At 37.0% G+C, this 24,952-nt stretch carries 21 protein-coding genes; 12 read left to right on the forward strand and 9 right to left on the reverse strand.

Features of this window, described 5'->3' with window-relative positions; translation table 11 throughout:
• Positions 1–11: 11 nt before the first annotated feature.
• Together B4F31_RS13685 and kdsA are read right to left on the reverse strand one after the other, a co-directional pair.
• Positions 12–1,166 carry a hypothetical protein gene (locus B4F31_RS13685; RefSeq protein ID WP_286761531.1) on the reverse strand — a complete coding sequence of 385 codons (1,155 nt, stop codon included), beginning with the start codon at positions 1,164–1,166 and terminating at the stop codon, positions 12–14.
• Positions 1,167–1,501: 335 nt separating this feature from the next.
• Positions 1,502–2,320 (reverse strand): 3-deoxy-8-phosphooctulonate synthase, encoded by an 819-nt coding sequence (kdsA, locus tag B4F31_RS13690; RefSeq protein WP_075327637.1) that lies wholly within the window; start codon positions 2,318–2,320, stop codon positions 1,502–1,504.
• 145 nt (positions 2,321–2,465) lie between these two features.
• Here kdsA and B4F31_RS13695 point away from each other — a divergent pair, with 145 nt between their 5' ends.
• From B4F31_RS13695 to B4F31_RS13710, 4 genes are all read left to right on the forward strand, one after another.
• The gene (locus B4F31_RS13695; RefSeq protein ID WP_075327636.1) at positions 2,466–2,951 is read left to right on the forward strand and encodes a DinB family protein; all 486 of its coding nucleotides are present in this window, start codon (positions 2,466–2,468) and stop codon (positions 2,949–2,951) included.
• A gap of 41 nt (positions 2,952–2,992) precedes the next feature.
• The gene (locus B4F31_RS13700; RefSeq protein ID WP_093305072.1) at positions 2,993–3,190 is read left to right on the forward strand and encodes a hypothetical protein; all 198 of its coding nucleotides are present in this window, start codon (positions 2,993–2,995) and stop codon (positions 3,188–3,190) included.
• A 143-nt stretch (positions 3,191–3,333) separates the two neighbouring features.
• Complete coding sequence (gene typA / locus B4F31_RS13705; RefSeq protein WP_075327634.1) at positions 3,334–5,133, forward strand: translational GTPase TypA; 1,800 nt, start codon at positions 3,334–3,336, stop codon at positions 5,131–5,133.
• 141 nt (positions 5,134–5,274) lie between these two features.
• On the forward strand, positions 5,275–5,535 hold the full coding sequence (locus B4F31_RS13710) for a YgjV family protein (RefSeq protein WP_075327633.1): 261 nt from the start codon (positions 5,275–5,277) through the stop codon (positions 5,533–5,535).
• Here the strand turns inward: B4F31_RS13710 and B4F31_RS13715 are convergent.
• Positions 5,532–6,215, reverse strand: a complete 684-nt coding sequence (locus tag B4F31_RS13715) for a cell division ATP-binding protein FtsE (protein ID WP_075327632.1) — start codon at positions 6,213–6,215, stop codon at positions 5,532–5,534. The two genes, B4F31_RS13710 and B4F31_RS13715, sit on opposite strands and share 4 nt — an antisense overlap.
• Before the next feature lie 161 nt (positions 6,216–6,376).
• Between B4F31_RS13715 and B4F31_RS13720 the strand changes: the two genes are divergently transcribed.
• The 5 genes from B4F31_RS13720 (at position 6,377) to B4F31_RS13740 (ending at position 15,232) form a co-directional block, all read left to right on the forward strand.
• On the forward strand, positions 6,377–9,394 hold the full coding sequence (locus B4F31_RS13720) for a tetratricopeptide repeat protein (protein ID WP_286761532.1): 3,018 nt from the start codon (positions 6,377–6,379) through the stop codon (positions 9,392–9,394).
• A gap of 82 nt (positions 9,395–9,476) precedes the next feature.
• Complete coding sequence (locus B4F31_RS13725; protein WP_286761533.1) at positions 9,477–11,153, forward strand: TonB-dependent receptor domain-containing protein; 1,677 nt, start codon at positions 9,477–9,479, stop codon at positions 11,151–11,153.
• A 267-nt stretch (positions 11,154–11,420) separates the two neighbouring features.
• Positions 11,421–12,548: a hypothetical protein gene (locus tag B4F31_RS13730; protein WP_075327629.1), complete on the forward strand. Its 1,128-nt coding sequence runs from the start codon at positions 11,421–11,423 to the stop codon at positions 12,546–12,548.
• Between the two features lie 75 nt (positions 12,549–12,623).
• Positions 12,624–14,252, forward strand: coding sequence for an amidohydrolase (locus B4F31_RS13735; protein ID WP_286761534.1), 1,629 nt, complete (start codon positions 12,624–12,626; stop codon positions 14,250–14,252).
• A 47-nt stretch (positions 14,253–14,299) separates the two neighbouring features.
• Positions 14,300–15,232 (forward strand): peptidylprolyl isomerase, encoded by a 933-nt coding sequence (locus B4F31_RS13740; RefSeq protein WP_286761535.1) that lies wholly within the window; start codon positions 14,300–14,302, stop codon positions 15,230–15,232.
• Positions 15,233–15,411: 179 nt separating this feature from the next.
• On the opposite strand, the gene B4F31_RS13745 is transcribed toward B4F31_RS13740, so the two are convergent.
• A complete protein-coding gene (locus tag B4F31_RS13745) occupies positions 15,412–16,053 on the reverse strand; it encodes a peroxiredoxin (RefSeq protein WP_075327626.1) in 642 nt (213 codons plus the stop codon).
• A 142-nt stretch (positions 16,054–16,195) separates the two neighbouring features.
• Entirely contained in the window at positions 16,196–16,765 is a 570-nt protein-coding gene (locus tag B4F31_RS13750) for a thioredoxin family protein (protein WP_286761536.1), read from the reverse strand.
• Between the two features lie 171 nt (positions 16,766–16,936).
• On the opposite strand from B4F31_RS13750, the gene B4F31_RS13755 reads away from it, so the two are divergent.
• Positions 16,937–17,272: a tRNA-binding protein gene (locus B4F31_RS13755; protein ID WP_286761537.1), complete on the forward strand. Its 336-nt coding sequence runs from the start codon at positions 16,937–16,939 to the stop codon at positions 17,270–17,272.
• Between the two features lie 3 nt (positions 17,273–17,275).
• Here the strand turns inward: B4F31_RS13755 and B4F31_RS13760 are convergent, their stop codons facing one another.
• The 4 genes from B4F31_RS13760 to B4F31_RS13775 all read right to left on the reverse strand — a co-directional run bounded on the left by B4F31_RS13760 (position 17,276) and on the right by B4F31_RS13775 (position 22,650).
• Entirely contained in the window at positions 17,276–17,683 is a 408-nt protein-coding gene (locus tag B4F31_RS13760; protein WP_075327623.1) for a hypothetical protein, read from the reverse strand.
• A gap of 69 nt (positions 17,684–17,752) precedes the next feature.
• On the reverse strand, positions 17,753–20,269 hold the full coding sequence (locus B4F31_RS13765) for a M14 family metallopeptidase (RefSeq protein ID WP_286761538.1): 2,517 nt from the start codon (positions 20,267–20,269) through the stop codon (positions 17,753–17,755).
• A 169-nt stretch (positions 20,270–20,438) separates the two neighbouring features.
• A complete protein-coding gene (locus B4F31_RS13770; protein ID WP_075327621.1) occupies positions 20,439–20,819 on the reverse strand; it encodes a PUR family DNA/RNA-binding protein in 381 nt (126 codons plus the stop codon).
• A gap of 73 nt (positions 20,820–20,892) precedes the next feature.
• Positions 20,893–22,650, reverse strand: a complete 1,758-nt coding sequence (locus tag B4F31_RS13775) for an ABC transporter ATP-binding protein (RefSeq protein ID WP_075327620.1) — start codon at positions 22,648–22,650, stop codon at positions 20,893–20,895.
• Positions 22,651–22,786: 136 nt separating this feature from the next.
• Between B4F31_RS13775 and B4F31_RS13780 the strand changes: the two genes are divergently transcribed.
• Positions 22,787–23,890 carry a Glu/Leu/Phe/Val family dehydrogenase gene (locus tag B4F31_RS13780; protein ID WP_075327619.1) on the forward strand — a complete coding sequence of 368 codons (1,104 nt, stop codon included), beginning with the start codon at positions 22,787–22,789 and terminating at the stop codon, positions 23,888–23,890.
• Positions 23,891–23,972: 82 nt separating this feature from the next.
• Positions 23,973–24,917 (forward strand): transcription antitermination factor NusB, encoded by a 945-nt coding sequence (gene nusB / locus B4F31_RS13785; RefSeq protein WP_075327618.1) that lies wholly within the window; start codon positions 23,973–23,975, stop codon positions 24,915–24,917.
• The last annotated feature ends 35 nt before the right edge of the window (positions 24,918–24,952 follow it).

Genomic DNA, 24,952 nt, shown 5'->3' on the forward strand with positions numbered 1-24,952 from the left:
CAGAAATTAAATTAAAAATAGTAGCCTATGTTGATGTTGAATCTTGCTTCCCATTTTGCATCAGGGTTACCGGCTGCAAAATCGTCTACAAAATTACCTCCCAACCAGGAGTGATTATAACCGGCGGCGTAATCTATATAAGTATAAACCTGCCCGGCGGTAACCAGTACTCCTGTAACGTTCATATAAGAATCAGTAAAATTGCTCTTATGTTTTTGCATATAACCAAAATCGTTATAGAATTCCAAATTAGAAACGGGCCCCAGGTTTACAGGGATATTTCTTGAAATTGCCAGGGAATATAAATTAAAGTCGGCAGCAACTTCATAAGGTGCGCCATAAGCACCAAAACTTAAAGCTTCCCTGCTTTCTCCTTCGGCATTAATTGGATTATGCGAAGCGGTTAAAGCCTGGGCTTTTAAATTCCAACGATTTTGAGTGATTTCGTAATGCGCGGCCAAACCGTAATGGTTTCCGGTTTCCTGAGTGTCTAAATTATATAGGCCGCCATATTGTGCCGAAACGCCTAATCTATTAGCAGCCTTATCCCCAAATTTATAAACAAATTTCCCGTTAAATTGATTTATTTCTTTGTTTCTGCCTATAACGTCATAAGAATATCTACTGGTAGAAGATTCGGTATCACTGCCAAATCGCAATTCTTCCGAATTTTTAAAGAAAGCAAAGTGATATTCATATTTCTCCCCGGCGTGAATATATTTTATGCCCATATCGTGATCGTCTTCCAGCCCCATATAATAGGTTAAATTAAAGAACCAGTTGTGGGAATTATATTGCTGAATACCAAATGGAACCTGGGTAAGGCCAATTTGAATTTCGTCTATATCATTAAATTTATATCCCATCCAGCCTTGCTTCATTACGCCACCGCCAAAAGCGTCAGAGTATAATCTATATTCAGCATTTAAGTAAACCCCTTTATATTTTGCATTGAAGTTTACTCTAAAAATATCGTAACCAAAATCACCACCACGGTTTTTTTGTCCGTCTTTCCAGGAAGAAAGGTTGTAATTATAACGAAGCGCACCACCAACAGATACTTCTGGTTCTTCCTGCGCAGTTAAAGGAGCTACTAAAAATATACAGAAAATAGCTAAACAGAATTTCCAGGTAAATACACCTTTCGAAATAGGTTGTTTTTGCATTAAGGTTTAGGTTGGTTGAATTTCAAATTAACTTAATTTAAAACGGAAACTCTTAATAATGAATTAGATTAACTTTTATTTAATTAAATATAACAGCTGTTAAGAGAGCTATAGGTTTTGTTTACTAGCAGGAGATAATTAAAGCTATGGACAATAAATGCCCTCCAGCAGCTTTAAAATATAAAAGATTGCAACTGAAGAAAAACAACCTTAAATTTTGATAATTTTATTAAATAGGGTAGTGCAATAACAATCACACCCAAGACATATGACCGGGTGTTTTGATAAAATAAGTGGTAAGTAGAACGACATCCACCTTGGACTTAAAGAAATTTTTATAAGCTATTTACCGTTTTTCTTATTGCAACTAAATTACCTAGTAATTTCTCTAGGTAATTAAGATCTAGCATATTGGCGCCGTCACTTTTAGCGTTAGCCGGGTCAAAATGAGTTTCTATAAACAGGCCATCTACTTTATTTACTATTCCTGCGCGGGCAATAGTTTCTATCATTTCTGGTCTGCCCCCGGTAACACCGCTGCTTTGGTTGGGTTGTTGGAGAGAATGAGTAACATCTAAAACGGTAGGAGCAAATTCACGCATAGTGGGAATTCCCCTAAAATCTACAATCATATCCTGGTAACCAAACATAGTCCCACGATCGGTAACCATAACCTGCTCGTTATTGCAATCTGTTACTTTGGTAACCGCGTGTTTCATACTTTCAGGACTCATAAATTGTCCTTTTTTAAGATTAACCACTTTTCCGGTTTCTGCGGCGGCAACTACTAAGTCTGTTTGCCGCACCAAAAATGCTGGGATTTGGAGAATATCTACATATTCAGCAGCCATTTTTGCGTCGCTTATTTCGTGAATATCGGTTATAGTAGGGATCTCAAAAGTTTCAGAAACTTTTCGAAGAATTTTTAAGGCTTTTTCATCTCCAATTCCTGTAAAACTATCAATTCTGCTGCGATTAGCTTTTTTAAAAGATCCTTTAAAAACGTAGGGAATTTCCAGTTTATTGGTTATTTCAACTACTTTTTCAGCTATTCTCAGCGCCATTTCTTCCCCTTCAATTGCACAGGGCCCGGCTAGTAAGAAAAAATTGTTAGAATTAATATGTTTTAACTGCGGAATCTTTTCAAGTTTCATAAAATGGGAATTAGGAAAGCAAAGATAACAGAATTAAGCGGGTGTTACAATTCAAAAAATAAGTGTTTTCCCGAGTTTAATTTTCTACTTACTACATTATACGTAAGAACTATTTGTTGTAATTTCCCGTGGTAATTTTTAAAATATGGAGCTGCAACATTTGCTAATTTCTGAACTACAACACGAAGTTGTGCTTACCGAAAAATTTTTGAAACGTATTCCTGCCGATAAATTGGAATGGCGACCACATAAAAAATCAATGAGCATAAAGCAATTGTCGAATCATCTTGCTGAAATTCCAAGTTGGATAACCGCTACTATGGAAATGGACGAAATGGATATGGTTGGTTATAAATCTCCAGATTTTGATAGTATTGAGGAAATTCTTGAAATATTGCAGAATAATACCTCTGAAGCCGAAGCTGCTTTAAGAAAACCGGATAGTGAATACGAGAAAAACTGGAAAATGATGCAGGATGGCAAAGTGTTAATGGATATGCCTAAATATTCTGTTCTTAGAATGATGGTTCTTAATCAATTGCCACACCACAGGGCGCAATTGGGCGTTTATTTTAGATTACTGGATATACCGGTGCCGGCCACTTATGGGCCATCAGCCGACGAAAATTAAAAGATCAATTTTAAATTCTTAGCTTTGCAAAAAATTTAGCTATGCAAGGATTAAAAGAACAGTTCAGTAATTATTATACCCCTAAGCGTTTACTTATCAACGCACTAATAATGACGGCTGCTACCATTTTCTTTATCTATCAAAGACCCGAAGAGCCTTTGTTAGGTGTTGGTTTCGGAACAATTGCGGCTATTTATTTTGGTTTTTTCGTTTATAAAAAGCTAAAATCTACTTCCTGATTTTATTAAATTGCATTTTCAAAATTAACCTTTTGAATATCAGTTAATTTGCTTCTATATTTTTTATTTTGAATTAGTCGCCTTAGATACTTGTATCTTTAAAATTAGCCGTACATTTGCAGCCTTAAAAATGAGGCGCTTATATGACAGCTATTAAAAACATCGCGATTATCGCGCACGTAGACCACGGTAAAACTACCCTGGTAGACAAGATTATGTATCACTGCCGTTTGTTCAGGGACAACCAGAACACCGGAGATCTTATCCTGGATAACAACGATCAGGAACGAGAACGTGGTATTACTATTACTTCTAAAAACGTATCGGTAGTCTATAAAGACACCAAAATCAATATTATTGATACTCCTGGTCACGCCGATTTTGGTGGAGAGGTAGAGCGAGTATTAAATATGGCCGATGGGGTTCTATTATTGGTAGATGCCTTTGAAGGTCCAATGCCGCAAACCCGTTTTGTGTTGCAAAAAGCTATAGACCTTGGTTTAAAACCTTGCGTTGTAGTGAATAAGGTAGATAAACCAAACTGTACTCCAGATGAGGTACACGAAAAGGTTTTTGACCTTATGTTTGAATTAGGTGCTGAAGAATGGCAGCTTGATTTCCCAACCGTTTACGGTTCAGCGCTTAACAACTGGATGAGCGACGATCCAGATGTAAAAACAGATAATATTGAACCGCTTCTTGATATGGTACTGGAACACATTCCATCACCTAAAGTACAGGAAGGTTCTCCTCAAATGCTTATTACTTCTTTAGACTTTTCTTCTTTTACAGGAAGAATCGCTATAGGTAGATTACAACGTGGGCATTTAAAAGAGGGAATGCAGGTTTCATTAGTGAAGCGTGACGGAAGTATAAAAAAGACAAGAATAAAAGAACTTTTTATTTTTGAAGGTTTAGGCCGTAAAAAAGTAGACGAAGTTCAACCAGGTGATATTTGTGCTATTGTTGGTCTTGAAGGTTTTGAAATTGGTGATACTATTGCTGATATTGAAAACCCTGAAGGGCTTAAGACCATCGCTATAGATGAGCCTACAATGAGTATGCTTTTCACTATTAACGATTCTCCTTTCTTCGGAAAAGATGGAAAGTTTGTGACTTCAAGGCATATTAAGGAAAGACTTACCAAAGAATTAGAGAAAAACCTTGCCCTTAGGGTAAAGGAAACCGATAGTGCCGATAAATTTTTGGTTTATGGCCGTGGGGTAATGCACCTTTCTGTACTTATTGAAACAATGAGAAGAGAAGGTTACGAGCTTCAAATTGGACAGCCACAGGTGATTATCAAGGAAATTGATGGTGAAAAATGTGAACCGGTTGAAGAACTAACTATAGATTTACCTGAAGAAGTTTCAGGAAAAGCGGTAGAAATGGTAACGATGCGAAAAGGAGAAATGCTAAGCATGGAAACCCGTGGCGAACGTATGATTATTCAGTTTATGATTCCTTCCAGAGGAATTATAGGTTTGCGTAACCAGTTGCTTACTGCTACTGCAGGTGAAGCAATTATGGCTCACCGTTTTAAAGAATATCAGCCGTTAAAAGGTGGAATTCCACAGCGTCAAAACGGTTCTTTAATTTCTATGGAACGCGGAAAAGCAATTCCTTATTCTATTGATAAATTACAGGATAGAGGGAAGTTTTTCGTAGATCCGGGAGAAGAAATTTATGAAGGCCAGGTTATTGGTGAAAATTCCCGTCAGGATGATATGGCGGTAAATATTACCAAAACCAAAAAGCTTTCTAACGTTCGTTCTTCTGGAGCCGATGATAAAGCTAAGATTGTGCCTGCACTTAAGTTCTCTTTGGAAGAAGCTTTAGAATATATTCAGAAAGATGAGTATGTTGAGGTTACTCCAAGTCACTTAAGGTTGCGTAAAATTTATCTTACCGAAAACGAGCGTAAGAGAAATAAAATAGTTTAATCACTCAACTTTAAAGAGTTTGTTTGGAGGTTGCTTTCTCCGTCACCCTGAACTCGGTTCAGGGTCTAACATGTTAGATTCTGAAACCAGTTCAGAATGACGAGTTCGGGAACTTTTTCAAACAAACTCTTCTTTTTTTATATGGAATTCCTAGGAATTAGTCTTACTGAATGGATAGGTTATCTAGCCTCCTTTTTTGTAGCGATTTCTTTCTTTATGAAGAATATCATAAAGCTTAGAATTGTAAATAGCCTGGGTTGTGTCTTTTTTATTGTCTACGGAGTTTTAATAGATTCCTGGCCGGTAATTATTACCAACGCGGTAATTGTTTGTGTAAATTTCTACTACCTCTTTATCAATAAAAAACCGCACAGGGTAAAAGCTGATGAAGTTCAGCCTTAAACCGATTTTTGAACAACTTCAAAAACACGCTGCCCGTCACATTTTAAAGTTTTTGAAGGATATTTAAGCAGTAAAGCATAATCGTGTGTAGCCATAAGAATGGTGTTCCCATTTTTGCTAATTTCCTGAAGTACTTCCATAACTTCTACTGAAGTTTGCGGGTCCAGGTTTCCAGTAGGTTCATCGGCAAGAATAAGTTCGGGGTCGTTTAAAAGAGCACGTGCAATAGCTACCCGTTGCTGCTCCCCGCCAGAGAGTTGATATGGAAATTTAAATCCTTTAGATTTCATTCCTACTTTATCTAAAACCTCGTCAATTTTAAGATCCATTGCTTTTTGGTCTTTCCAGCCGGTTGCTTTTAGTACAAAAAGTAAATTGTCTTTTATATTTCTATCGGTTAACAATTTAAAATCCTGGAAAACAACACCAAGTTTTCGTCTTAAAAAAGGAATATCTTTTTCCTTAAGTGTACGCAAATTAAAGTCTACAATAGTTCCCTCACCTTCGGTAAGTGGTAAATCGCCGTAAAGTGTTTTCATAAAACTACTTTTCCCGGTTCCGGTTTTACCAATAAGATAAACAAAATCGCCTTTGTTTATGTGTACATCTACTTCAGATAAAATAAGGCTTTCACGCTGATAAATAGCAGCGTTATTTAATTCCAGGACGGTATTAGACATAAAGTTTTAGGCTTTTCTTCAGTGTAAAAATATCGGTAAATATACATTTTTCAAAAGGCGCGGGTTTACTTTTTTTTACATTAACATAATTATCACTTTATATCGGCGTTAATAAAGCAAGGTTTAAATTATCTTTGAATACTCAACTTAAAAATCAATAAATGACACCTAACAAAATTTTACTGTTTGTTGTTTTAATTTTCTTCTCTTTTAAAGGAATTTCTCAGCGATCGGCTAACTATACCCACGATCTCGCTGAATTTAACAAAGCTCTTGAACTTTATAATAATCAGCAATTTTTGGCTGCCCAAAACTTGTTTGATGAAGTAAAAGAGCAAACCGATGACGAGAAAATTGAAGGAGATTGTGCTTATTATATTGCCAATGCGGCCGTAAGGTTAAACCAGCCCGGTGCAGACCGGTTAATGGAGCGCTTTGTAAGTCGTTATCCCACCAGCACAAAAACTAATTCGGCTTATTTGGATGTAGCCGATTATTATTTTCAAACCGGAAAATATTCCCTTGCCCGCAAGTGGTATGATAAAGTTGATGAAAAAAGTATGAGCAGGACAGAAAGGGAACGCTATTATTTTAATAATGGCTACGCCTATTTTAGAGCTAAACAATACGACCAGGCCCGCACATATTTAGAAAGGGTTCGGGATTCGCAGGAGTTTGGTTCGCAGGCAAAATATTACATTGGTTATATGGCCTACGAGGGTGATGATTATGAGGAAGCCAATCAAAATTTTGAAGCGGTACGTAGTAACGACAGGTATAGTGAAGACCTTTCTTATTTCCAGGCCGATATGAACTTTAAACTCGGGAATTTTGAAGAAGCCATAAAACTGGCTAAAGAACAATTACAAAGTTCTAATCGTATAGAACGTTCGCAATTAAATAAGATTATTGGTGAAAGTTATTTCAACTTAGAGCAGTATGAAGAAGCGCTGCCTTATTTAAAAGAATATGATGGTGAACGCGGAAGATGGAATAATACCGATTATTACCAGTTAGGTTATGCTTATTACAAGCAGGGAGATTACGAAAAAGCGATTTCTGAATTCAATAAAATTATTGATGGAAAAAATGAGATTGCCCAAAACGCCTATTATCATTTAGCGCAATCTTATTTAGAATCTAACCAAAAACAGCAAGCTTTAAACGCATTTAAAAATGCCAGTGAAATGGATTTCAATTCTCAAATCCAGGAGGATGCGTATATGAATTATGCAAAACTCAGTTATGAGATAGGAAATAGTTATGAAAGTCCGTCGCAGGTTCTAATCAATTATATTGAGAAATACCCGGAATCTGAAAACCGGGAAGCTATGGAAAGTTTACTTATAGATTCTTTTCTTACTTCAGGAAATTTTGAAGAAGCGATGCGCTTGCTGGAAAACAATCGCAACTTTAGCGATAAACAAGCCTATCAAAAAGTAGCTTACTATTACGGACTTCAGTTATATGAAGAAGGTGATTATGAAAGAGCGATTAATAATTTTGAAAAAGCGCTTTCTGAACCCAGAGATCAAAAAATTACGGCTAAAGCTACTTTCTGGAAAGCCGAAAGTGAATATAACATCAACCGAATTGATGATGCGATAATAGGTTATCGGGAGTTTTCCGGAATGAATGCTGCACAAGGCACCGATGAACTGGAAAACCTGGATTATAATCTTGGTTATGCATATTTCAAAAAAAATGAATATTCGAGAGCAATTGAATTCTTTAAGCGTTATTCAGCGAATGGATCTAGCGATGTTGCCCGTAGAAATGATGCTTTATTGCGTTTGGGTGACACATATTTTGTAAGCAGCCAATATTGGCCGGCCATTGAAGCCTATGATGAAGCACTTTCGCTAAGCGGCGATAATGATTATGCTGCGTTTCAAAAAGCAATGAGCTATGGGTTTATTGATAGAAGAGACACCAAAATTTCTGACCTAAAAAGCTTTATAAATCAATATTCTCGTTCTTCTTTTAGAGACGATGCAATGTACGAATTGGGAAATACTTATGTTGCTGCAAATAATATTTCTGAAGCCTTATCTGCTTACGACAGGCTAATTAGAGAAGTGCCTCAAAGTGCATTTGTACCCAAAGCAATGCTTAGACAGGCGCTTATTCATTATAATGCCGATAACGGCAACCGTGCTTTAGAAAGATTAAAAAAGGTGGTAAACGATTATCCTAATACACCTGAAGCTATGCAAGCCGTTTCTACAGCAAGAATGGTTTACGTAGATCTTGGCCGAACCGATGAGTATGCCAGCTGGGTACAAAATATAGATTTTGTTGAAGTGACTGATGCCGATTTGGATAATACTACTTACGAGTCTGCAGAAAATCAATATTTCAAGAATGAATATGACAGGGCGATTAGTGGCTTTGAAAATTACCTGCAACGTTTCCCAAATGGAATTCATTCTATAAACGCGAATTTCTATTTAGGACAAATGTATTTTAGAAATGGAAACAAGCAGAAAGCGGCTGCCAATTACCGTTCTGTAGCCAATAAGCCTAAAAATGAATTCACTGAAGATGCGCTTTCAAGGCTATCTGAAATCTTACTTGAAAATAAAAATTACCGGGAAGCGGTAAGTTATTTAGAAAGATTAGAGAAGGAAGCGAGTTCTGAACAAAATGTGATTTTTGCACAATCTAACCTTATGAAATCTTATCTTGAATTAGACCAGCCAGAAAAAGCTGCAACTTATGCCAATAAGGTGTTGGCTAATTCAGAGTCAGATTCTGAGGCGAGAAACGATGCGCGTGTAATAGTGGCACGTGCTGCTTTTGCTTCCGGAAATATGAGTAAAGCAAAAAATGCTTATTCAGAAGTTCAAAAAACTGCTAAAGGAGAATTAGCTGCTGAAGCTTTATATTACGATGCTTACTTTAAAAATGAAAGTGGAAATTACGAAGCTTCTAACGCAGCGGTGCAAATCCTGGCAAAAGACTTCTCTGGCTATAAACGCTGGGGCGCTAAAGGCTTGGTTTTAATGGCCGATAACTTCTACGAGCTGGATGATGCTTACCAGGCTACTTATATTCTGGAAAACGTAATCAATAATTTCTCTAATTATCCTGAAATTGTTCAGGAAGCTAAGCAGGAATTGTCCAGAATAAAGACAGAAGAAGCAAAAACCAATTCTTCGGTAGAAGCGAACAACTAATTCAACTTTCAATCTAACATTTAAGAATTTCTATATGCAAATGTTTTCAATAAAAAGAAACCTGTTTTTAAGTCTGTTTTTAATGAGTGGGCTTCTTTTTGCTCAGGATCCTATAGACAGCGAAACTGTAACCGTAGTAAAACCATATACCCCAACAGTTAAAGATGCAAATAAAATAAAGCAAACTCCCAAAGAGTCAGATTCTGTACGTACAGAAAAAAGACCGGTGCAGTACAGTATATTTTCAGTGCCTGTAGCTTCTACTTTTACACCCGCAAAAGGGCGTGCTACCACAGTAGAAAGAGAACGCCCAGTAAAGGTTTACGATAATTATGCAAGTCTTGGATTTGGAAATTATGGCAACCTTTTAGCTGAATTTTACAGTAACCTGGAAGTGAACCGCACCGATAATTTTGGGGTTTATTTAGACCATAATTCGTCCCAGGGTGGAATTGACGGGATTGCGCTAGACGATAAATTTTATGATACCGAGCTTAACCTAAGTTATAACTCAAAAACGAGGAATTTAGGTTGGAAAACCGAAGTAGGAGCGCAGCACCAGTTATTTAACTGGTATGGTTTACCGCAAGATGCTAATTTTAGCAACGAAGAAATAAATTCAATAGATCCTGCACAGAATTATTTTTCAGCTTATGCAGGAGCCGAAATTGAGCTTTACGATTCTTTTTTTGATAATGCCCGTGGTACTTTTAGGCATACCGGAGATTCCTATTCTTCTTCAGAAAATCATTTTGATGCCCGCGGTACTTTTGAACTGAATATTGCCGATGAGCTAATCACCACAAATATTTATACTGATATTGTAAACGGACAAATGGGAGAACAATTCCTGGCAACCGATACTTATGATTATACTTTTATGAATTTCGGTATAAATCCCAGTTTATTAATTTTAAGAGATGACCTTACGTTAAATCTTGGTGTTGCATTTTTCTATAGTCAGGATGTAGAAAATAGTGATGGTAATTTTTATATCTATCCTAAAGTAACCGCTAGCTATAGATTAGGTGGCGATTATTTTACCCCTTACGCCGGTTTGGAAGGTGGCCTGCAACAAAACACTTATTATAGTTTTATACAGGAGAATCCTTACGTTTTTCCGGGCTTGGTAATAAAACCTACAGATAATGAGTATAATGCTTATGTTGGTGCCAAAGGAAAGTTAAGCAATAGTATTTCTTATAATTTCAAAACCGGTTATGAGTCGCAATTTAACAAAGCAGTGTTTAGGCGAAATGCCCGGGCTAACGATATCACTACCGAAAATTATGCCTACGGAAATTCTTTTGAAGTGGTTTATGACGATGTAAAAACCCTTTCGGTTGCCGGGGAATTAAATGTAGATGTAAACCGAAATTTTAGATTGGGAATTAATGCTGAATATTTTAATTACAGCACAGATAACCAGGTTGAAGCCTGGAACCTTCCAGATTTTAAAGCTTCATTAAATGCCGATTATCAAATTAATGAAAAGTGGTATACCGGCGCTAATTTATTTTACGTAGGCGAGCGTTTTGACCAGGAAAGAATTGCTTCAGCAGGAGAGCCTTCTATGAATACAATTAGCCTGGATAGCTATTTTGATGTAAACGCTCATTTAGGCTATAGGTTTAACGATAGGCTTTCAATATTTGCTAAAGGAAGTAACCTTTTAAATAATGATTACCAACGTTGGACAAATTTCCAGGTACAGGGATTACAAGTACTGGCAGGAGCGACTTATAAATTCGATTTTTAATAGAAAAGCCATCTTTAAATTAAAAAAAGCATCATTTATTGATGCTTTTTTTTGTTATTAATAATATCTTGGGCCAGTTAATAGCCGGTAGGTAGCTTCAATTCAAGTGTTTATAGGAGTTTGTAAGGTAAAATTCCTTAACAATAACACAACATTGGAAATTCAAAATTAACAATAGAACTAACTAATATTGTATCCAAATTTTTAAGGGGGTCTTTTAGTAAAGACCAAAATCTAAGTATCAAAACTATTAAAAAAGCTACTTAAATGGCAAAAGGCAAAAAGTTTAAAAGGAGTGACCGGTCCCGTCCCTATTTGAATATTCTGGACTTTATGGTTCAGGAAAAGGCATTCCTTGCAATTGTTATAGTTGGTATTATTATGGCCGGAATTTTTACCGGTAATAAAACTGCAGCCATGTGGCTTGGTTTTTTCTTCGCTGCCTATGCAACGGTAGCTAATGATAGTATCCAGTCTTTGGGAACTTTTATTGAAAGTAATAAAGCCAAACGTTGGTGGATTCTATGGCTCTACGTAGGTACCATCTTTTTGGGAGTTGTAAGTTTCAGTTGGTTTTATTTTGATGGAGATGTGACCTTTCAGCGTTTGCTGAAACCCGATGGAACCTCACCTTATCCGCACCCTGAATCTTTCAGTTTCTTTCAAATTATAGCACCTTTGGTGCTATTAATCCTCACCAGGCTTAAAATGCCGGTTTCTACCACTTTTCTTATTTTAAGTGTGTTTAGTGCCGATACCTCTGGGATTACCTCGGTAGTTTGGAAGAGTTGGACAGGCTATATTATGGCTTTTATACTATCGTTTTTAGTATGGTATCTTTCTTATAATTTTATAAAAAAATACTTTAAAAGCAGGAAATTTAATCACAGCTGGACGGCAGTTCAATGGATTGTAAGTGGTACACTGTGGGGAGTTTGGGTAATGCAAGATGGAGCTAATATAGCAGTATTCCTTCCGCGAAGCCTGGACACTTTCCAATTTATAGTCTTTGCCTTAACAATATTTGGTGGCCTGGGACTATTATTTTACTTAAGGGGAGATAAAATTCAGGAAGTGGTGAGTGAAAAATCCAGGATTTCTGATATTCGTGCAGCCACCTTAGTAGATTTAACCTACGTAATCCTGCTTATTTACAAACTATTTATAAGTACCGTACCAATGAGTACCACCTGGGTTTTCCTTGGAATTATTGGTGGGAGGGAAATTGCAATTAGTTTGGCAAGAACTAAAAAAGGTAAAAAACACCGTAAGAAAGCCGGTAAGATGATCTTTAAAGATTTCTCTTACGCGATGATTGGTTTATTCGTTTCTGTAGCACTTGCTGCAGCGGCAAACAAAAGTATTCGCGATCAAATTATCAATGCTATTTTTTAAGCAGTAATTAAATAAAACTCATAAAATGCGCCTTTAACGGGCGCATTTTTTATTTTTATACGAAAATTGAAAACAATGAAAAAAATATTACTTCTTGGGCTATTCAGCCTGATGCTTATTTCCTGTAATTCTATAGATAAAGAAAAAGCCGACCTTCTGGTTTTTAATGCTGAAATTTATACTGTGGACGATAACTTTAGTACTGCTGAAGCTTTTGTAACTAAAGACGGTAAATTTCTGGAAATAGGCACAGCTGAAGCGCTTGAGGAAAAATATGATATAGCTGAAAAGCTTGACGCAGGAGGCAAAAGTGTATTTCCCGGTTTTATAGACGGGCACGCTCACTTTTACCGCTTGGGCTTACAGCAACAACGGGTAGACCTTACCGGCACCAAAAGTTTTGATGAGGTTGTACAACGAATTGTTGATTTTCAAAATCAACGTGGCGCAGAATTTATAACCGGGAGAGGATGGGATCAAAACGATTGGGAAAACAAAGAATTTCCCACAAAAGATACCCTGGATGAATTATTTCCCGATACTCCAATTGCTGTTACCCGTATAGACGGTCACGCACTTTTAGCCAATCAGGCTGCGTTAGATAAAGCGGGAATAACTACCGAAACTCCTTTTGATGGTGGCGATATTGAACAAAAAAATGGCAGGCTTACCGGCATTATTGTAGATAATCCTATGAGTCTAATTACCAATGCCCTACCGGAACCTTCTACGCAAGAGCAGGTGAACGCCTTGCTGGACGCTCAAAAAATTTCTTTTGAATACGGACTTACCACAGTGGTAGATGCGGGAATTGATAGGGAAACTATAGAACTTATGGATAGCCTTCACCAGGAGGAAAGTCTTAAAATAAGGCTGTATGCGATGATTAGTAACACCGAGGAGAACCTTGATTATTATCTGGACAAAGACCCAATTAAAACCGAAAGATTAAATGTACGGTCGGTTAAATTTTATGGCGATGGGGCACTGGGTTCCAGGGGCGCGGCTTTAAAAGAAGAATATAGCGATCGTGCCGGGCATTTTGGAGCATTACTTTCACCGGTTGAAGATTTTAAAGAAACCGCTGAACGCCTTGCTGCTTCAAAGTTTCAGTTAAATACTCACGCAATTGGAGATTCAGCTAATTACCTGGTTTTAAAAATTTACGATGAACTCTTAAAAGATGGTGGAGACCGCCGTTGGAGGGTAGAACATTCCCAGGTGATAGATACGGCAGATTTTAAATATTTCAGCAAAAATATTATTCCGTCGGTACAGCCTACACATGCAACCAGTGATATGTATTGGGCAGAAGATCGTTTGGGTGAAGAAAGAATGCAAGGGGCATATGCCTTTAAAAAATTACTGGACCAAGCTGGGATTGTTGCCCTTGGAACCGATTTTCCGGTAGAAGAAGTGAGCCCGTTTCTTACTTTTTACGCGGCTGTAGCTAGACAGGATACTGATAATTATCCTGAAGATGGCTTTATGATGGAGCAGGCCTTATCTCGCGAAGAAACTTTAAAAGGAATGACTATTTGGGCGGCTTACGCTAATTTTGAAGAAAAAGAAAAAGGAAGTATTGAAGCAGGTAAATTTGCCGATTTTATAATCCTTGATAAGGATATTATGAAAGTTGATGCCGCTGAAATTCCTGGAATAAAAGTTTTGGAAACTTACGTAAATGCTGAAAAAGTATATTAATGCATTCTATTAAAATAGATATCTTTGCACCTTAAAAATATAAGAAAATGAACGACGGATTATATGCAAAATTTTATACCACTAAAGGCCAGATTTTAGTGGAGCTTGAATTTGAAAAAGCACCCGGTACAGTGGGTAACTTTGTAGGTCTTGCTGAAGGTAAACTGGAAAACGAAGCTTTTCCGCAGGGAAAACCTTATTATAACGATCTTAAATTTCACCGTGTGATTCCTAATTTTATGATTCAGGGTGGTGATCCCCAGGGTACAGGTGTTGGTGGCCCTGGTTATAAATTTGAAGATGAAATTCACCCCGATTTAAAACACGATGCCCCGGGAAAACTTTCTATGGCAAACGCCGGTCCCGGTACTAATGGAAGCCAGTTTTTTATTACGCATACCGAAACTCCCTGGTTAGACGGGAAACACACTGTTTTTGGTAGCGTTATTGAAGGCCAGGATGTGGTAGATAGTATTAAGCAAGGAGATAAAATTGAAAAATTGGAAATCCTTAGAGCTGGAGAGAAAGCAGAAAACTATAATGCTGTAGAGTCTTTTAGACAATTTGATGGAGCTAAAGCTAAAAGAGAAGAAGCTGCTAAAAAAAGGGAAGACGAACTGCTAGGAAAACTTTCAGAAGGTTTTAAAACCACAGAAAGCGGACTTCGGTATAAAATTGAAAAGAAAGGCGAAGGCGCAAAACCTGAAAAAGGACAAACCGTTTCAGTTCATTACAAAGGAATGCTTACCGATGGTAGTGTTTTTGATTCTTCTTACAAGAGAAATCAGCCGTTGGAATTTCCGGTAGGAGTTGGGCACGTAATTAGCGGATGGGATGAAGGTATTTTACTATTGAATGTTGGAGACCAGGCTCGTTTTGTGATTCCGTCGCATTTGGCTTACGGGGAACAGGGCGCCGGTGGTGTGATACCGCCAAACGCAGCTTTGGTTTTTGATGTGGAATTGGTTTCGGTAAAATAACAGCCCCCTAACCCCTGGAGGGGGAATTTGAATAAAAAAAGACCTCACAAGTTTCGAAACTTGTGAGGTCTTTTTTTATGCGTCATTCTGAATTTATTTCAGAATCTAAATTGTTTCGAAATATAAAAGCTTAGAATCCCGATTCAAATTCAGAATGACGTGCTTAATAGCAGTTCGTTTTACTTAGAATCTGGTTGCGGGGTCATTCTAAGGTATGGTTTTACCTCTTTAAAACCTTTAGGGAACATCTCTTTGGCATCTTCATTAGAAACCGAAGGACTTATCACTACATCGTCTCCGTGCTTCCAGTTAGCCGGTGTGGCTACTTTTTGATAGGCGGTAAGTTGTAGCGAATCTATTACCCTAAGTAATTCATCAAAATTTCTCCCGGTACTGGCGGGATAGGTAATCATTAATTTAATGGTTTTATCTGGCCCAATTACATAAACCGAACGTACTGTAAGCGTGTTGTCGGCTTTTGGGTGAATCATTCCATATAGGTTAGAAACCTTCTTATCTTCATCGGCAATAATTGGGAAATTAACCGTAGTATTCTGGGTTTCGTTAATATCGTCTATCCAGCCTTTATGAGATTCAACGCCGTCTACACTTAAAGCCATTACTTTAGTGTTACGGGCTTCAAATTTATCTTTATATTTCGCTACCGTTCCTAACTCGGTAGTACAAACCGGAGTATAATCGGCAGGGTGCGAAAATAAAATTCCCCAGCTATCTCCTAAATAATCGTAAAAATTGATTTTTCCTTCTGAAGTTTCAGCATCAAAATTTGGTGCTTTATCTCCTAATTTTAATTCGCTCATAATATTATATTTTTAGTGATTCGAATTATAAAATTAAAGAATAATATTCAGTAAAACCTATTAAACCAATAGGATTTACTTGCTTTGTGATAAGATTAACTGATTGTTACTTTTTGCTTTAAAAATGAGCAAATTTCTATGTTTAAGATTCCGGGGCATATTTCCATTTAATACTACAGCCCAAACTGGGTTTCTGTAGCTCAGGAACTTTTTTATTAGAAAGAACGGCATCCATAGCATCCCGCAAATGTCTACCGTTTACGGGAATTCCATTTCCGGGCCTGGAATCATCTAACTGGCCGCGATAGATTAGTTTTAATTCATCGTCAAAAAGATAGAAATCTGGTGTACAGGAAGCTTTATAAGCTCTTGCTACTTCCTGGGATTCGTCATAGAGATAAGGAAAAGAATATTGATGTTTCCTGGCTACCTCGTTCATATTATCAGGATGATCTGCCGGGTAATTTTCTACATCATTACTCATAATAGCGGCAAAACCAAAACCCAAAACACGGTAATCGCCCGCCAGTCTTACTATTTCTTCGTTTACATGTTTTACAAAAGGACAGTGGTTGCTTATAAACATAATTAAAGTGCCCTTTTTTCCCCGAATATTTTCAAGAGAATACCTATTGCTGGTAATTACATCTACAAGGTTAAAATCTGGGGCCCTGGTACCCAAAGCGATCATATTTGAAGCAGTTCTGACCATAGTCTCTTTTCTTATAAATTTACTCGATAGTTGAGAATTAAAATGCTCCCGTGCTTGCCTTGAAATTAAAATATTTTTCCATATTTATGCCTCACTGGCTCGCCACAAGGTAATTTACGAATTCACTTCGGAATAGCCATTTTTTTTCTAAATTGGACTTAAAAATAAACTATGGAAATTTCCTGGAAAGATTTTGAAAAAGTGGAAATGCGAATAGGGACTATTACTGAAATTTCCGACTTTCCTGAAGCTAAAAATCCTGCCTATAAAATGCTTATCTATTTTGGAAAAGAAATTGGGGAAAGAAAAACTTCCGCTCAAATCACTAAGCGTTACAAAAAAGAGGATTTACTCAACAGGCAAATTGTAGCGGTGGTTAATTTTCCGAAGAAACAAATCGCTAATATTATGAGCGAATGTTTGGTTTTGGGGGCAGTAGGTAAAAACAATGATATTGTGCTACTAAACCCCGATTTTAAAGTTGAAAACGGCTTGCGGGTCGGTTAAAATTTAATCTTCTATTTTTTCATATTTACTCCCACAAGCTTCAATACATCTTGGGCTATGAGGATAAATAAATAATTTTCCTTCTTTTAATTCATATTTAAGCTCAAAAGTATTTTCACCGCAATCTGTACTTATCATTTTTTCAGCGTTATCGTACGAGGTTTCATTTATTTCCTCTTCGTTGCAAAAGCTACCTGAAGTCTTCACTAAACCATTAGAGGTAAATTCGAGGGTTCTTCCATTTTCAACAGTTTGCCAGGTACCGCTTCCGTCACCGGGATCGGCGAGGGTTTCGGTTAATTGCCATATTCCGGTAATTTCTTGGTTATCTAAATTAAGGTCTGGACTATTTGGAGTGGTAGAACAACTTGTTATCGCTGCGAATAATACAATAAAGAGCAAATTTTTCATCTTTTGGTTTTTAGTTATATTAAATAGATGCACACAACCGCAAAAGGTTGCGTGCATCTATCCAGAAATTTACATCTCATCGCCAAAGAAGATAGCATTCATCAATAATTTATTGGTTCCAAACCAGAAAGCTCTAAAGTTGGTATTATCGGTGAACAATATAACATTTCCGCGTCCCATTCCTGTATGTTTAAACGGAACCGTCCCGGCAATAGAATCTAATCTCGGTGCGCTAATATAACCGCTTAGTAAAGGTTCCTCGGTATACTGAATTGGATTATTATAACTCTGTTTATCTGCTTCTACAAAAATCGTAGTATTTCTAAATAAAGGAAGTTTATCATTTGTATAACCAAAGTTCGCTGGATGAGAACGATCTATATTAGCTTCAAAAATAGCGCCGCCAATTCCCTGTGCACCTCTAAAATCTCGTTGTTCTTCAAAACTAATATTTTCGGCCACCAGGCTGTCTTTTTTAATTTCGAGATCCATAAAATCCTCTTTTTCAAAAAATCGAGCGGCATTGCGATAACCAATTAAAGTTCCGCCATCGCGAACCCATTCTTTTAATTTATCAATATCACTATCATCTAAAGCGCTGCCCCAGGAATTTGGCAGAATAATGTCAGTATATCTACTTAGATCTGCTCTTGAAAAATTTCGGGTGTCAAGTTTTGTAATTTTCATGTCGTAACGCTGATCGAATAAATGCCAGATCTCACCAGCATCGTACGGCGTGATCCCTTCGCCTACAATTAAAGCAACTTTAGCAGGTTGCAATGCTCTAAATTGATTACTTCCAAGGTTTACGCCCTGGGTTAGACCGGTGTTTATCCCTTCTATTTGTACATTTGATTTTTGAGATACTTCTTGCAGAAATTGGTGCATTTTATCAGCCTCTAATTCTTGATTTTGAACCGGAATTAAAATTGTTCCATAATCGTATTCTTTATTTTCCAAAGAAAATGGTTGCATCCCAACTTTTGCACGCAAACCTTTTTCCAGGATCATATTTAAAGCTTTCGGTGAATAGAAATCGTGCCAGTGCATCACATAAGCATAATTGCTTATTTCTACCTGATCAATTTCTGGTTTTTCCAGGTTTTTTATTTTCTCCCCGGCTTTATTCATTTTTACGTCTTCAGCATAATCCAGGTTGAAAGCTAAAGGAAGCGTCCAGGCCGAAATATCGTAGAATAAACTATCTTCAAACTCGGTTCTACGCTCAAACATAGCTTTTACCAATCTATGCTGGCGCTGATTTTTAGGAACTACATAAGCCGAATTTTTTTTGAAATTCTTCCCGTCAGATTCAAAATTTTCCTTGATTTTATGAATTTCTATTTTATGTTTTTCCAGGATTTTCGCCAGTTCGTAAGCTGATGAAGCATCTTTTTCACTGCCGAAAACATAAGCTCCATTTTCAGCAGAATTGCGGGCATTCTTATAAAAATCGCGTTGATAATTAAGAATTTTCTCTCGCATATTTTTAGCAGCCTCTAAAGTAGAAAGTGCCGCAGTAAATTGATTTCTTATGGTGAACGGAAAAGTAAGAATACCGTTATCGGTTTCCTGGGCGTGGCCACGGGAACTTCCCTGTTCAAAAAGAATTCCTATACTTCCATTGATATCGGGGAAAGTAGAGCCTTTTCCGTAGTAAAAGTCGTCGTAGTTCTCTTCGGTATAATAAAAGGAGCCTAACTCATCAAAAGCTGCTGCGTGATAAGTGCCAATTTCCTTTGTAAGTTCCTGGTTAATATCGGGCGTAAGCGGGTGTGTTCTTGAGGGAATTCCTGGCTGAAAGAAAAAACTGGAATTAGAGCCCATTTCATGATGATCGGTTAAAATATTCGGCATCCATTTATGAAAAGTTTCAATGCGAGCCTGAGACTCCGGTAATTGTACCGGCAGCCAGTCACGATTCATATCAAACCAATAGTGATTTGTTCTTCCGCCCGGCCAAACTTCATCGTACTCCCTATCCTGCGGATCGGGATTTATATTTTCACTTTTATGGGTGTTAGCCCAGTAGGAGAAACGTTGTAAACCATCAGGATTAAAAGCTGGGTCAAAAAGAATAATCGTATTGTCTAATAATTCCTGAACTTCCTCACCTTCAGCCGCAGCCAGGTGATAAGCTGCTAAAAGCGCAGCATTAGAACCGCTTGCTTCGTTCCCGTGAATGGAAAACCCCTGGTTTACTACAATGGGCATTTCTTCGGTATTAAGCGAAGAAGCGTTTTCCCGGGTTAGAGCAAGATGATTTTCCCTGATTTCTTCCAGGTTATTATGATTTTCTTCTGAGGTTATAATAAGCAGAATAAGCGGTCTGCCTTCATAGGTTTTGCCGCGATTTTCTACCTCAATTCTCGGGGAAACTCTTGCAAGTTCCCGCATATAATTTAAAAGTAAATCGTGGGTTACGTGCCATTCTCCCGGGATGTAGCCAATAATATCCTGGGGTTTTGGAATTTCTTCATTGTAACTTACATCCTGGGGTAGGTAATAATCTAAACTCAGTTCTTCTTGTTGGGCAAAAGCGCTAAAACAAAGAAAGAAAATAAGTAGGGGTAAAAGTCTTTGCATGTTATTTTTATTTAGTTATAAATATAAAAAAACCGTCCTGAAAATATCGGGACGGTTTTGTATAGTTTTTAAATAGTTAACTCGAAACAAATGCACGAGGCACTTTATAAAATTACTGTAATTTTAAGTTAAGCATTAGAGCAATTAATCTCAATGCTCAGGTAAAATTTTAGATGTCGTCAAAACTCACATCGGTAAACTTCTCTGGAGAAACACCTTGCGTCTCACCGTTTTCTGAAGTTTCATATTCTTTTTTGAAATCTTTCTGGTGACGTTCGCTAATTACCTCTTCTCCTTTTTCATTCAGAATAAAGTCGGTCATTTCCTGTAAAATTTCATTAAAACCGGCAAAATCCTCTTTGTAAAGGTAAATTTTGTGTTTTTTGTAGAAAAAAGAACCGTCATCGTTGGTAAACTTTTTACTCTCGGTAATAGTTAGGTAATAATCGTCTGCACGTGTGGCTCTCACATCAAAGAAGTAAGTTCTTCTTCCCGCCCTTAGCACTTTAGAGAATATTTCTTCTTTCTCCATCATTCCCTTGTCGCTCATAAAATAGATTCTTTATAATTTGGTTTAGTACTGCTCAAAAATCTAAAAATTTTTAACATCTAGCAAAAAATTTTCACATTTCTTTTTCATTTAGCTGTTTTGCATACAATTCTTTGTAATAGCCTTGCTGGTTTAGTAATTGGGAATGAGTCCCTTGTTGCACTATAGCGCCGTCTTCCAGGATAATAATTTTATCGGCATTTTTTGCTGAAGAAATCCTGTGACTTACAATTATGGTCGTTTTTTCTTTTGAAATTTTAAAAAGGTTATTCAGTATAGCCTCTTCAGTTTCAGTATCTACGGCAGAAAGACAATCGTCAAACAATAAGATCTTAGGATCGTGAATTATGGCACGCGCAATAGAAACACGTTGCTTTTGACCGCCGGAAAGCGTTATACCGCGTTCTCCTAAAACCGTATCATAACCTTTGCTGAAGCCAACAATATTTTTATGAACCGATGCATTTTTGGCAGCTTCAAAAATTTCTTCGTCGCTGGCATTGGTTTTTCCGAATTTGATATTGTTTTTAATAGAATCACTAAATAAAAATGCATCCTGGGGAACGTAACCAATGCTGTTTCTTAAGCTATCCAGGTTTAGATTTTCAATATTTTTTCCGTCTATACTAATAGTGCCCTGGTCAACATCATACAGTCTTCCAATAAGTTCCAGGATGGTAGATTTTCCTGCGCCGGTTTTTCCAATTATGGCGAGAGTTTCTCCACTTTCAACTTCAAAAGAAACATTTTTAAGCGCAGTAATATTCGTATCATCGTAGGTAAAACTCACATTATTAAAAGCGATGCTCCCGTGAATTTCATCTGGTGTTTTTTTCTTATTCGTAATTTCAGGTTTTTCGTCTAAAAATTCATTGATGCGTTCCTGGGAAGCATCAGCTTGCTGTACTAAAGAAGTTACCCAACCTATAGATGCAATTGGCCAGGTAAGCATATTTACATAGAGGAGAAATTCAACAATAACTCCAATATTATCAATCTCGCCGTTTATATATTGATTACCACCTATATAAATTACCAGTACATTACTAATCCCTATTAATAATACCATTAGCGGGAAGAAAAAAGCCTGGACTTTAACCAAATCAATATTTTTATCGCGACTTCCATTAGCCAGGTCTACGAAATTGTGGTTAATCTGGGTTTCCATCCCGTAAGATTTTATAACGGCAATTCCACTGAAACTCTCCTGTGTAAATGTATTGAGCCTGGAAAGATATTGTTGCACTACAGTACTGCGTTTATGAATGGCAACGCTAATTTTATAGATAGAAAATGCTAAAACCGGTAAGGGTGCTACAGTATATAAAGTGAGCTCTGGCGCTGCCTGAACCATAAAAATTAAAACCACAACGGTAGAAGTGAACGTGGTAACCGTGTACATAATGGCCGGGCCAAGGTACATCCTTACTTTACTCACATCTTCGCTAATTCTATTCATTAAATCGCCGGTACGGTTCTTTTTATAAAAATTAAGCGAAAGTTCCTGGTAGTGTTTGTAAATCTCGTTTTTAAGATCAAATTCAATATAACGCGAAACCACAATAAAGGTCTGTCGCATTAAAAAGGTAAGAAATGCAGCTACTAATGTTGCTCCTATAATTAGCGCAATGTTTATAGCAAGTTCGGTTCTAAGAACGTCAATAGTACTTATTTCACCGTTAATATATTGCTCTATCGCATCAGTAGAATCACCGATTAACGGAATATAATACAATGCGAAAATACGGGCAACGATGGTAATTACGAGGCCAATTAGTAGTTTCCATTTATACTTCAGGAAATATTTATTGAGATGCTTAAGGTTCTTCATTTAAGAGTAAAAAAGCTAAAAATTGAGGATATGTTATTTTAACACGTTTTAAAAACCTCTTTGTTGAAATATTCTTTATTTTTGCACTGTGATTTTCAGAAATATGAAAACACTAATTTATAAAATGTAACAAGTTATGCAAGTTGATGTTCTAAATGCAAATGAACTTAAAAAGTCTGCACCGGTATTCGGTCAGCTCTCTTTTGACAACCACGAGCAAGTAGTTTTTTGCAACGACAAAGATACAGGTTTAAAGGCAATTATTGGTATTCATAACACGGTTTTAGGACCAGCACTTGGTGGTACCCGAATGTGGAATTACAGCAGTGAATGGGAAGCCTTAAATGATGTTTTGCGTCTTTCTCGAGGTATGACCTTTAAAAGTGCGATTACCGGACTTAATCTTGGCGGTGGAAAAGCCGTAATTATTGGGGATGCTAAAACCCAAAAAACTCCTGAACTTATGAAAAGTTTTGGACGTTTTGTAGATTCCCTTAGCGGAAAATATATCACAGCAGAAGATGTGGGAATGGAAACTGCAGATATGGATACTGTTCGTGAAGTAACTAAATACGTTACCGGAATTTCTGAAGATAAAGGTGGAGCAGGAAACCCATCTCCAATAACCGCTTACGGTGTTTTTATGGGAATAAAAGCCGCTGCAAAACACAAATTTGGAAGTGACGATCTTGAAGGGAAATCCGTATTGGTTCAGGGGATTGGTCACGTTGGTGAGACCCTTGTAGAGCATTTAACTCAAGATGGAGCTAAAGTTTTTATCAGTGATATTAACGAAGAACGTCTTGAAGCAGTAAAAAATAAATATGGAGCAATTATTTATGATGACGCTGATGTATATGCAGCCGAAGTAGATATTTACGCCCCCTGTGCCCTTGGCGCTACCATTAACGATGATACAGTAAACCGTATTAAGGCTAAGGTAATTGCCGGTGCTGCCAATAACCAGTTGGCTGATGAGGTTACTCACGGTACAATTTTAAGAGAAAGAGGAATTGTTTACGCTCCGGATTTTCTAATTAATGCCGGCGGAATTATAAATGTTTACGCCGAATTAGAGAATTATGATAAAAAGGAAATTATACGTAAGACTGAAAATATCTACAATACTACGCTAGAAATTCTTTCTAAAGCAGATAAGGAAGATATGACATCCCACTTTGCAGCACTTAAAATTGCACAGCAAAGAATTGATGATAGAAAAAAACAAAATTTGAAGTAATCAATTTCAAAAGTTTGGTATTTTTGCAAGGCGAAAGAATATTCTTTCGCCTTTTCTAATTCTAAAAAGTTCTTTTACACTTATGTTGACAAGAAGACATATTCGGGTTAAAGTAATGCAATCACTTTACGCCTTTAACCAAAGCCAAAACGACAACCTGGGAACCGAGGAGAGATTCCTGCTTAAAAGTATGGAAGAGATGTACGACCTGTTCCTTGTACAATTAAGCCTAATTGCAGAACTAAAGGGCCAGGCCGAAAACTTTTTAGAAAAATCCCAACAAAAACATCTTGCTACCAGCGAAGATAAAGATCCTAATAAAAAATTTGTTTCTAACGCCATTTTTGAAATTCTAGAGCATAATGAAAGCCTGCAGGACGCACTGGAATCAAGAAAAATAACACACTGGAAAAGGGATGATGATTATGTACAAATTATCTGGCAGGAGATAAAGAAGAGCGATCTTTACGAAAATTACATGGAAACCCGCGATTCCAGTTTTAAAGAAGACAAAGAGTTTATCATAGCTATTTTTAAAGAAGTAATAGCACCCAATGAAAAATTATACGATTATCTAGAAGATGCGAAACTTACCTGGGTAGACGATCTACCGCTGGTAAACACGGCCGTGCTGAAATTCCTTCAGAAATTAAAGCCTAATTCTGCTGAAAATCTTAAGATAGGGAAACTATATAAAAATGAAGAGGATAAAGATTTTGCCAAAGAATTATTCAGAAAAACGTATTTGAATGATGAAACTCTGGCCAACGAAATGCTAGGGAAAACCCCCAATTGGGATAAAGATAGAATTGCTGAAATTGATATGATCCTTATTAAAATGGCAATTTGTGAGTTTTTAAAGTTCCCATCAATCCCGGTAAAGGTTACTATTAACGAATACCTGGAACTTGCCAAAGAGTATAGTACCCCAAAGAGTAGCATTTTTATTAACGGAGTTTTAGATAAACTTTCTAAAGAATATAAAGATGATAATAAGTTAAATAAAGTAGGGCGGGGCCTTATGTAGTCAATAAAATTTCTTATTTTTAAAAATTAAATTAT

This window comes from Salegentibacter sp. UBA1130 (assembly GCF_002311535.1).
Taxonomy (GTDB): Bacteria; Bacteroidota; Bacteroidia; order Flavobacteriales; family Flavobacteriaceae; genus Salegentibacter; species Salegentibacter agarivorans.

Excerpts from the sequence above, each read along its gene's own strand:
- B4F31_RS13760 (WP_075327623.1), bottom strand. The coding sequence starts at position 17,683 with ATGAAAAATTTGCTCTTTATTGTATTATTCGCAGCGATAACAAGTTGT.
- B4F31_RS13745 (WP_075327626.1), bottom strand. The coding sequence starts at position 16,053 with ATGAGCGAATTAAAATTAGGAGATAAAGCACCAAATTTTGATGCTGAA.
- B4F31_RS13755 (WP_286761537.1), top strand. The coding sequence starts at position 16,937 with ATGGAAATTTCCTGGAAAGATTTTGAAAAAGTGGAAATGCGAATAGGG.
- B4F31_RS13685 (WP_286761531.1), bottom strand. The coding sequence starts at position 1,166 with ATGCAAAAACAACCTATTTCGAAAGGTGTATTTACCTGGAAATTCTGT.
- B4F31_RS13695 (WP_075327636.1), top strand. The coding sequence starts at position 2,466 with ATGGAGCTGCAACATTTGCTAATTTCTGAACTACAACACGAAGTTGTG.
- B4F31_RS13740 (WP_286761535.1), top strand. The coding sequence starts at position 14,300 with ATGAACGACGGATTATATGCAAAATTTTATACCACTAAAGGCCAGATT.
- B4F31_RS13735 (WP_286761534.1), top strand. The coding sequence starts at position 12,624 with ATGAAAAAAATATTACTTCTTGGGCTATTCAGCCTGATGCTTATTTCC.
- B4F31_RS13715 (WP_075327632.1), bottom strand. The coding sequence starts at position 6,215 with ATGTCTAATACCGTCCTGGAATTAAATAACGCTGCTATTTATCAGCGT.
- B4F31_RS13720 (WP_286761532.1), top strand. The coding sequence starts at position 6,377 with ATGACACCTAACAAAATTTTACTGTTTGTTGTTTTAATTTTCTTCTCT.
- B4F31_RS13710 (WP_075327633.1), top strand. The coding sequence starts at position 5,275 with ATGGAATTCCTAGGAATTAGTCTTACTGAATGGATAGGTTATCTAGCC.
- B4F31_RS13770 (WP_075327621.1), bottom strand. The coding sequence starts at position 20,819 with ATGAGCGACAAGGGAATGATGGAGAAAGAAGAAATATTCTCTAAAGTG.
- B4F31_RS13750 (WP_286761536.1), bottom strand. The coding sequence starts at position 16,765 with ATGGTCAGAACTGCTTCAAATATGATCGCTTTGGGTACCAGGGCCCCA.
- nusB (WP_075327618.1), top strand. The coding sequence starts at position 23,973 with ATGTTGACAAGAAGACATATTCGGGTTAAAGTAATGCAATCACTTTAC.
- kdsA (WP_075327637.1), bottom strand. The coding sequence starts at position 2,320 with ATGAAACTTGAAAAGATTCCGCAGTTAAAACATATTAATTCTAACAAT.
- B4F31_RS13780 (WP_075327619.1), top strand. The coding sequence starts at position 22,787 with ATGCAAGTTGATGTTCTAAATGCAAATGAACTTAAAAAGTCTGCACCG.
- B4F31_RS13765 (WP_286761538.1), bottom strand. The coding sequence starts at position 20,269 with ATGCAAAGACTTTTACCCCTACTTATTTTCTTTCTTTGTTTTAGCGCT.
- typA (WP_075327634.1), top strand. The coding sequence starts at position 3,334 with ATGACAGCTATTAAAAACATCGCGATTATCGCGCACGTAGACCACGGT.
- B4F31_RS13725 (WP_286761533.1), top strand. The coding sequence starts at position 9,477 with ATGAGTGGGCTTCTTTTTGCTCAGGATCCTATAGACAGCGAAACTGTA.
- B4F31_RS13730 (WP_075327629.1), top strand. The coding sequence starts at position 11,421 with ATGGCAAAAGGCAAAAAGTTTAAAAGGAGTGACCGGTCCCGTCCCTAT.
- B4F31_RS13775 (WP_075327620.1), bottom strand. The coding sequence starts at position 22,650 with ATGAAGAACCTTAAGCATCTCAATAAATATTTCCTGAAGTATAAATGG.
- B4F31_RS13700 (WP_093305072.1), top strand. The coding sequence starts at position 2,993 with ATGCAAGGATTAAAAGAACAGTTCAGTAATTATTATACCCCTAAGCGT.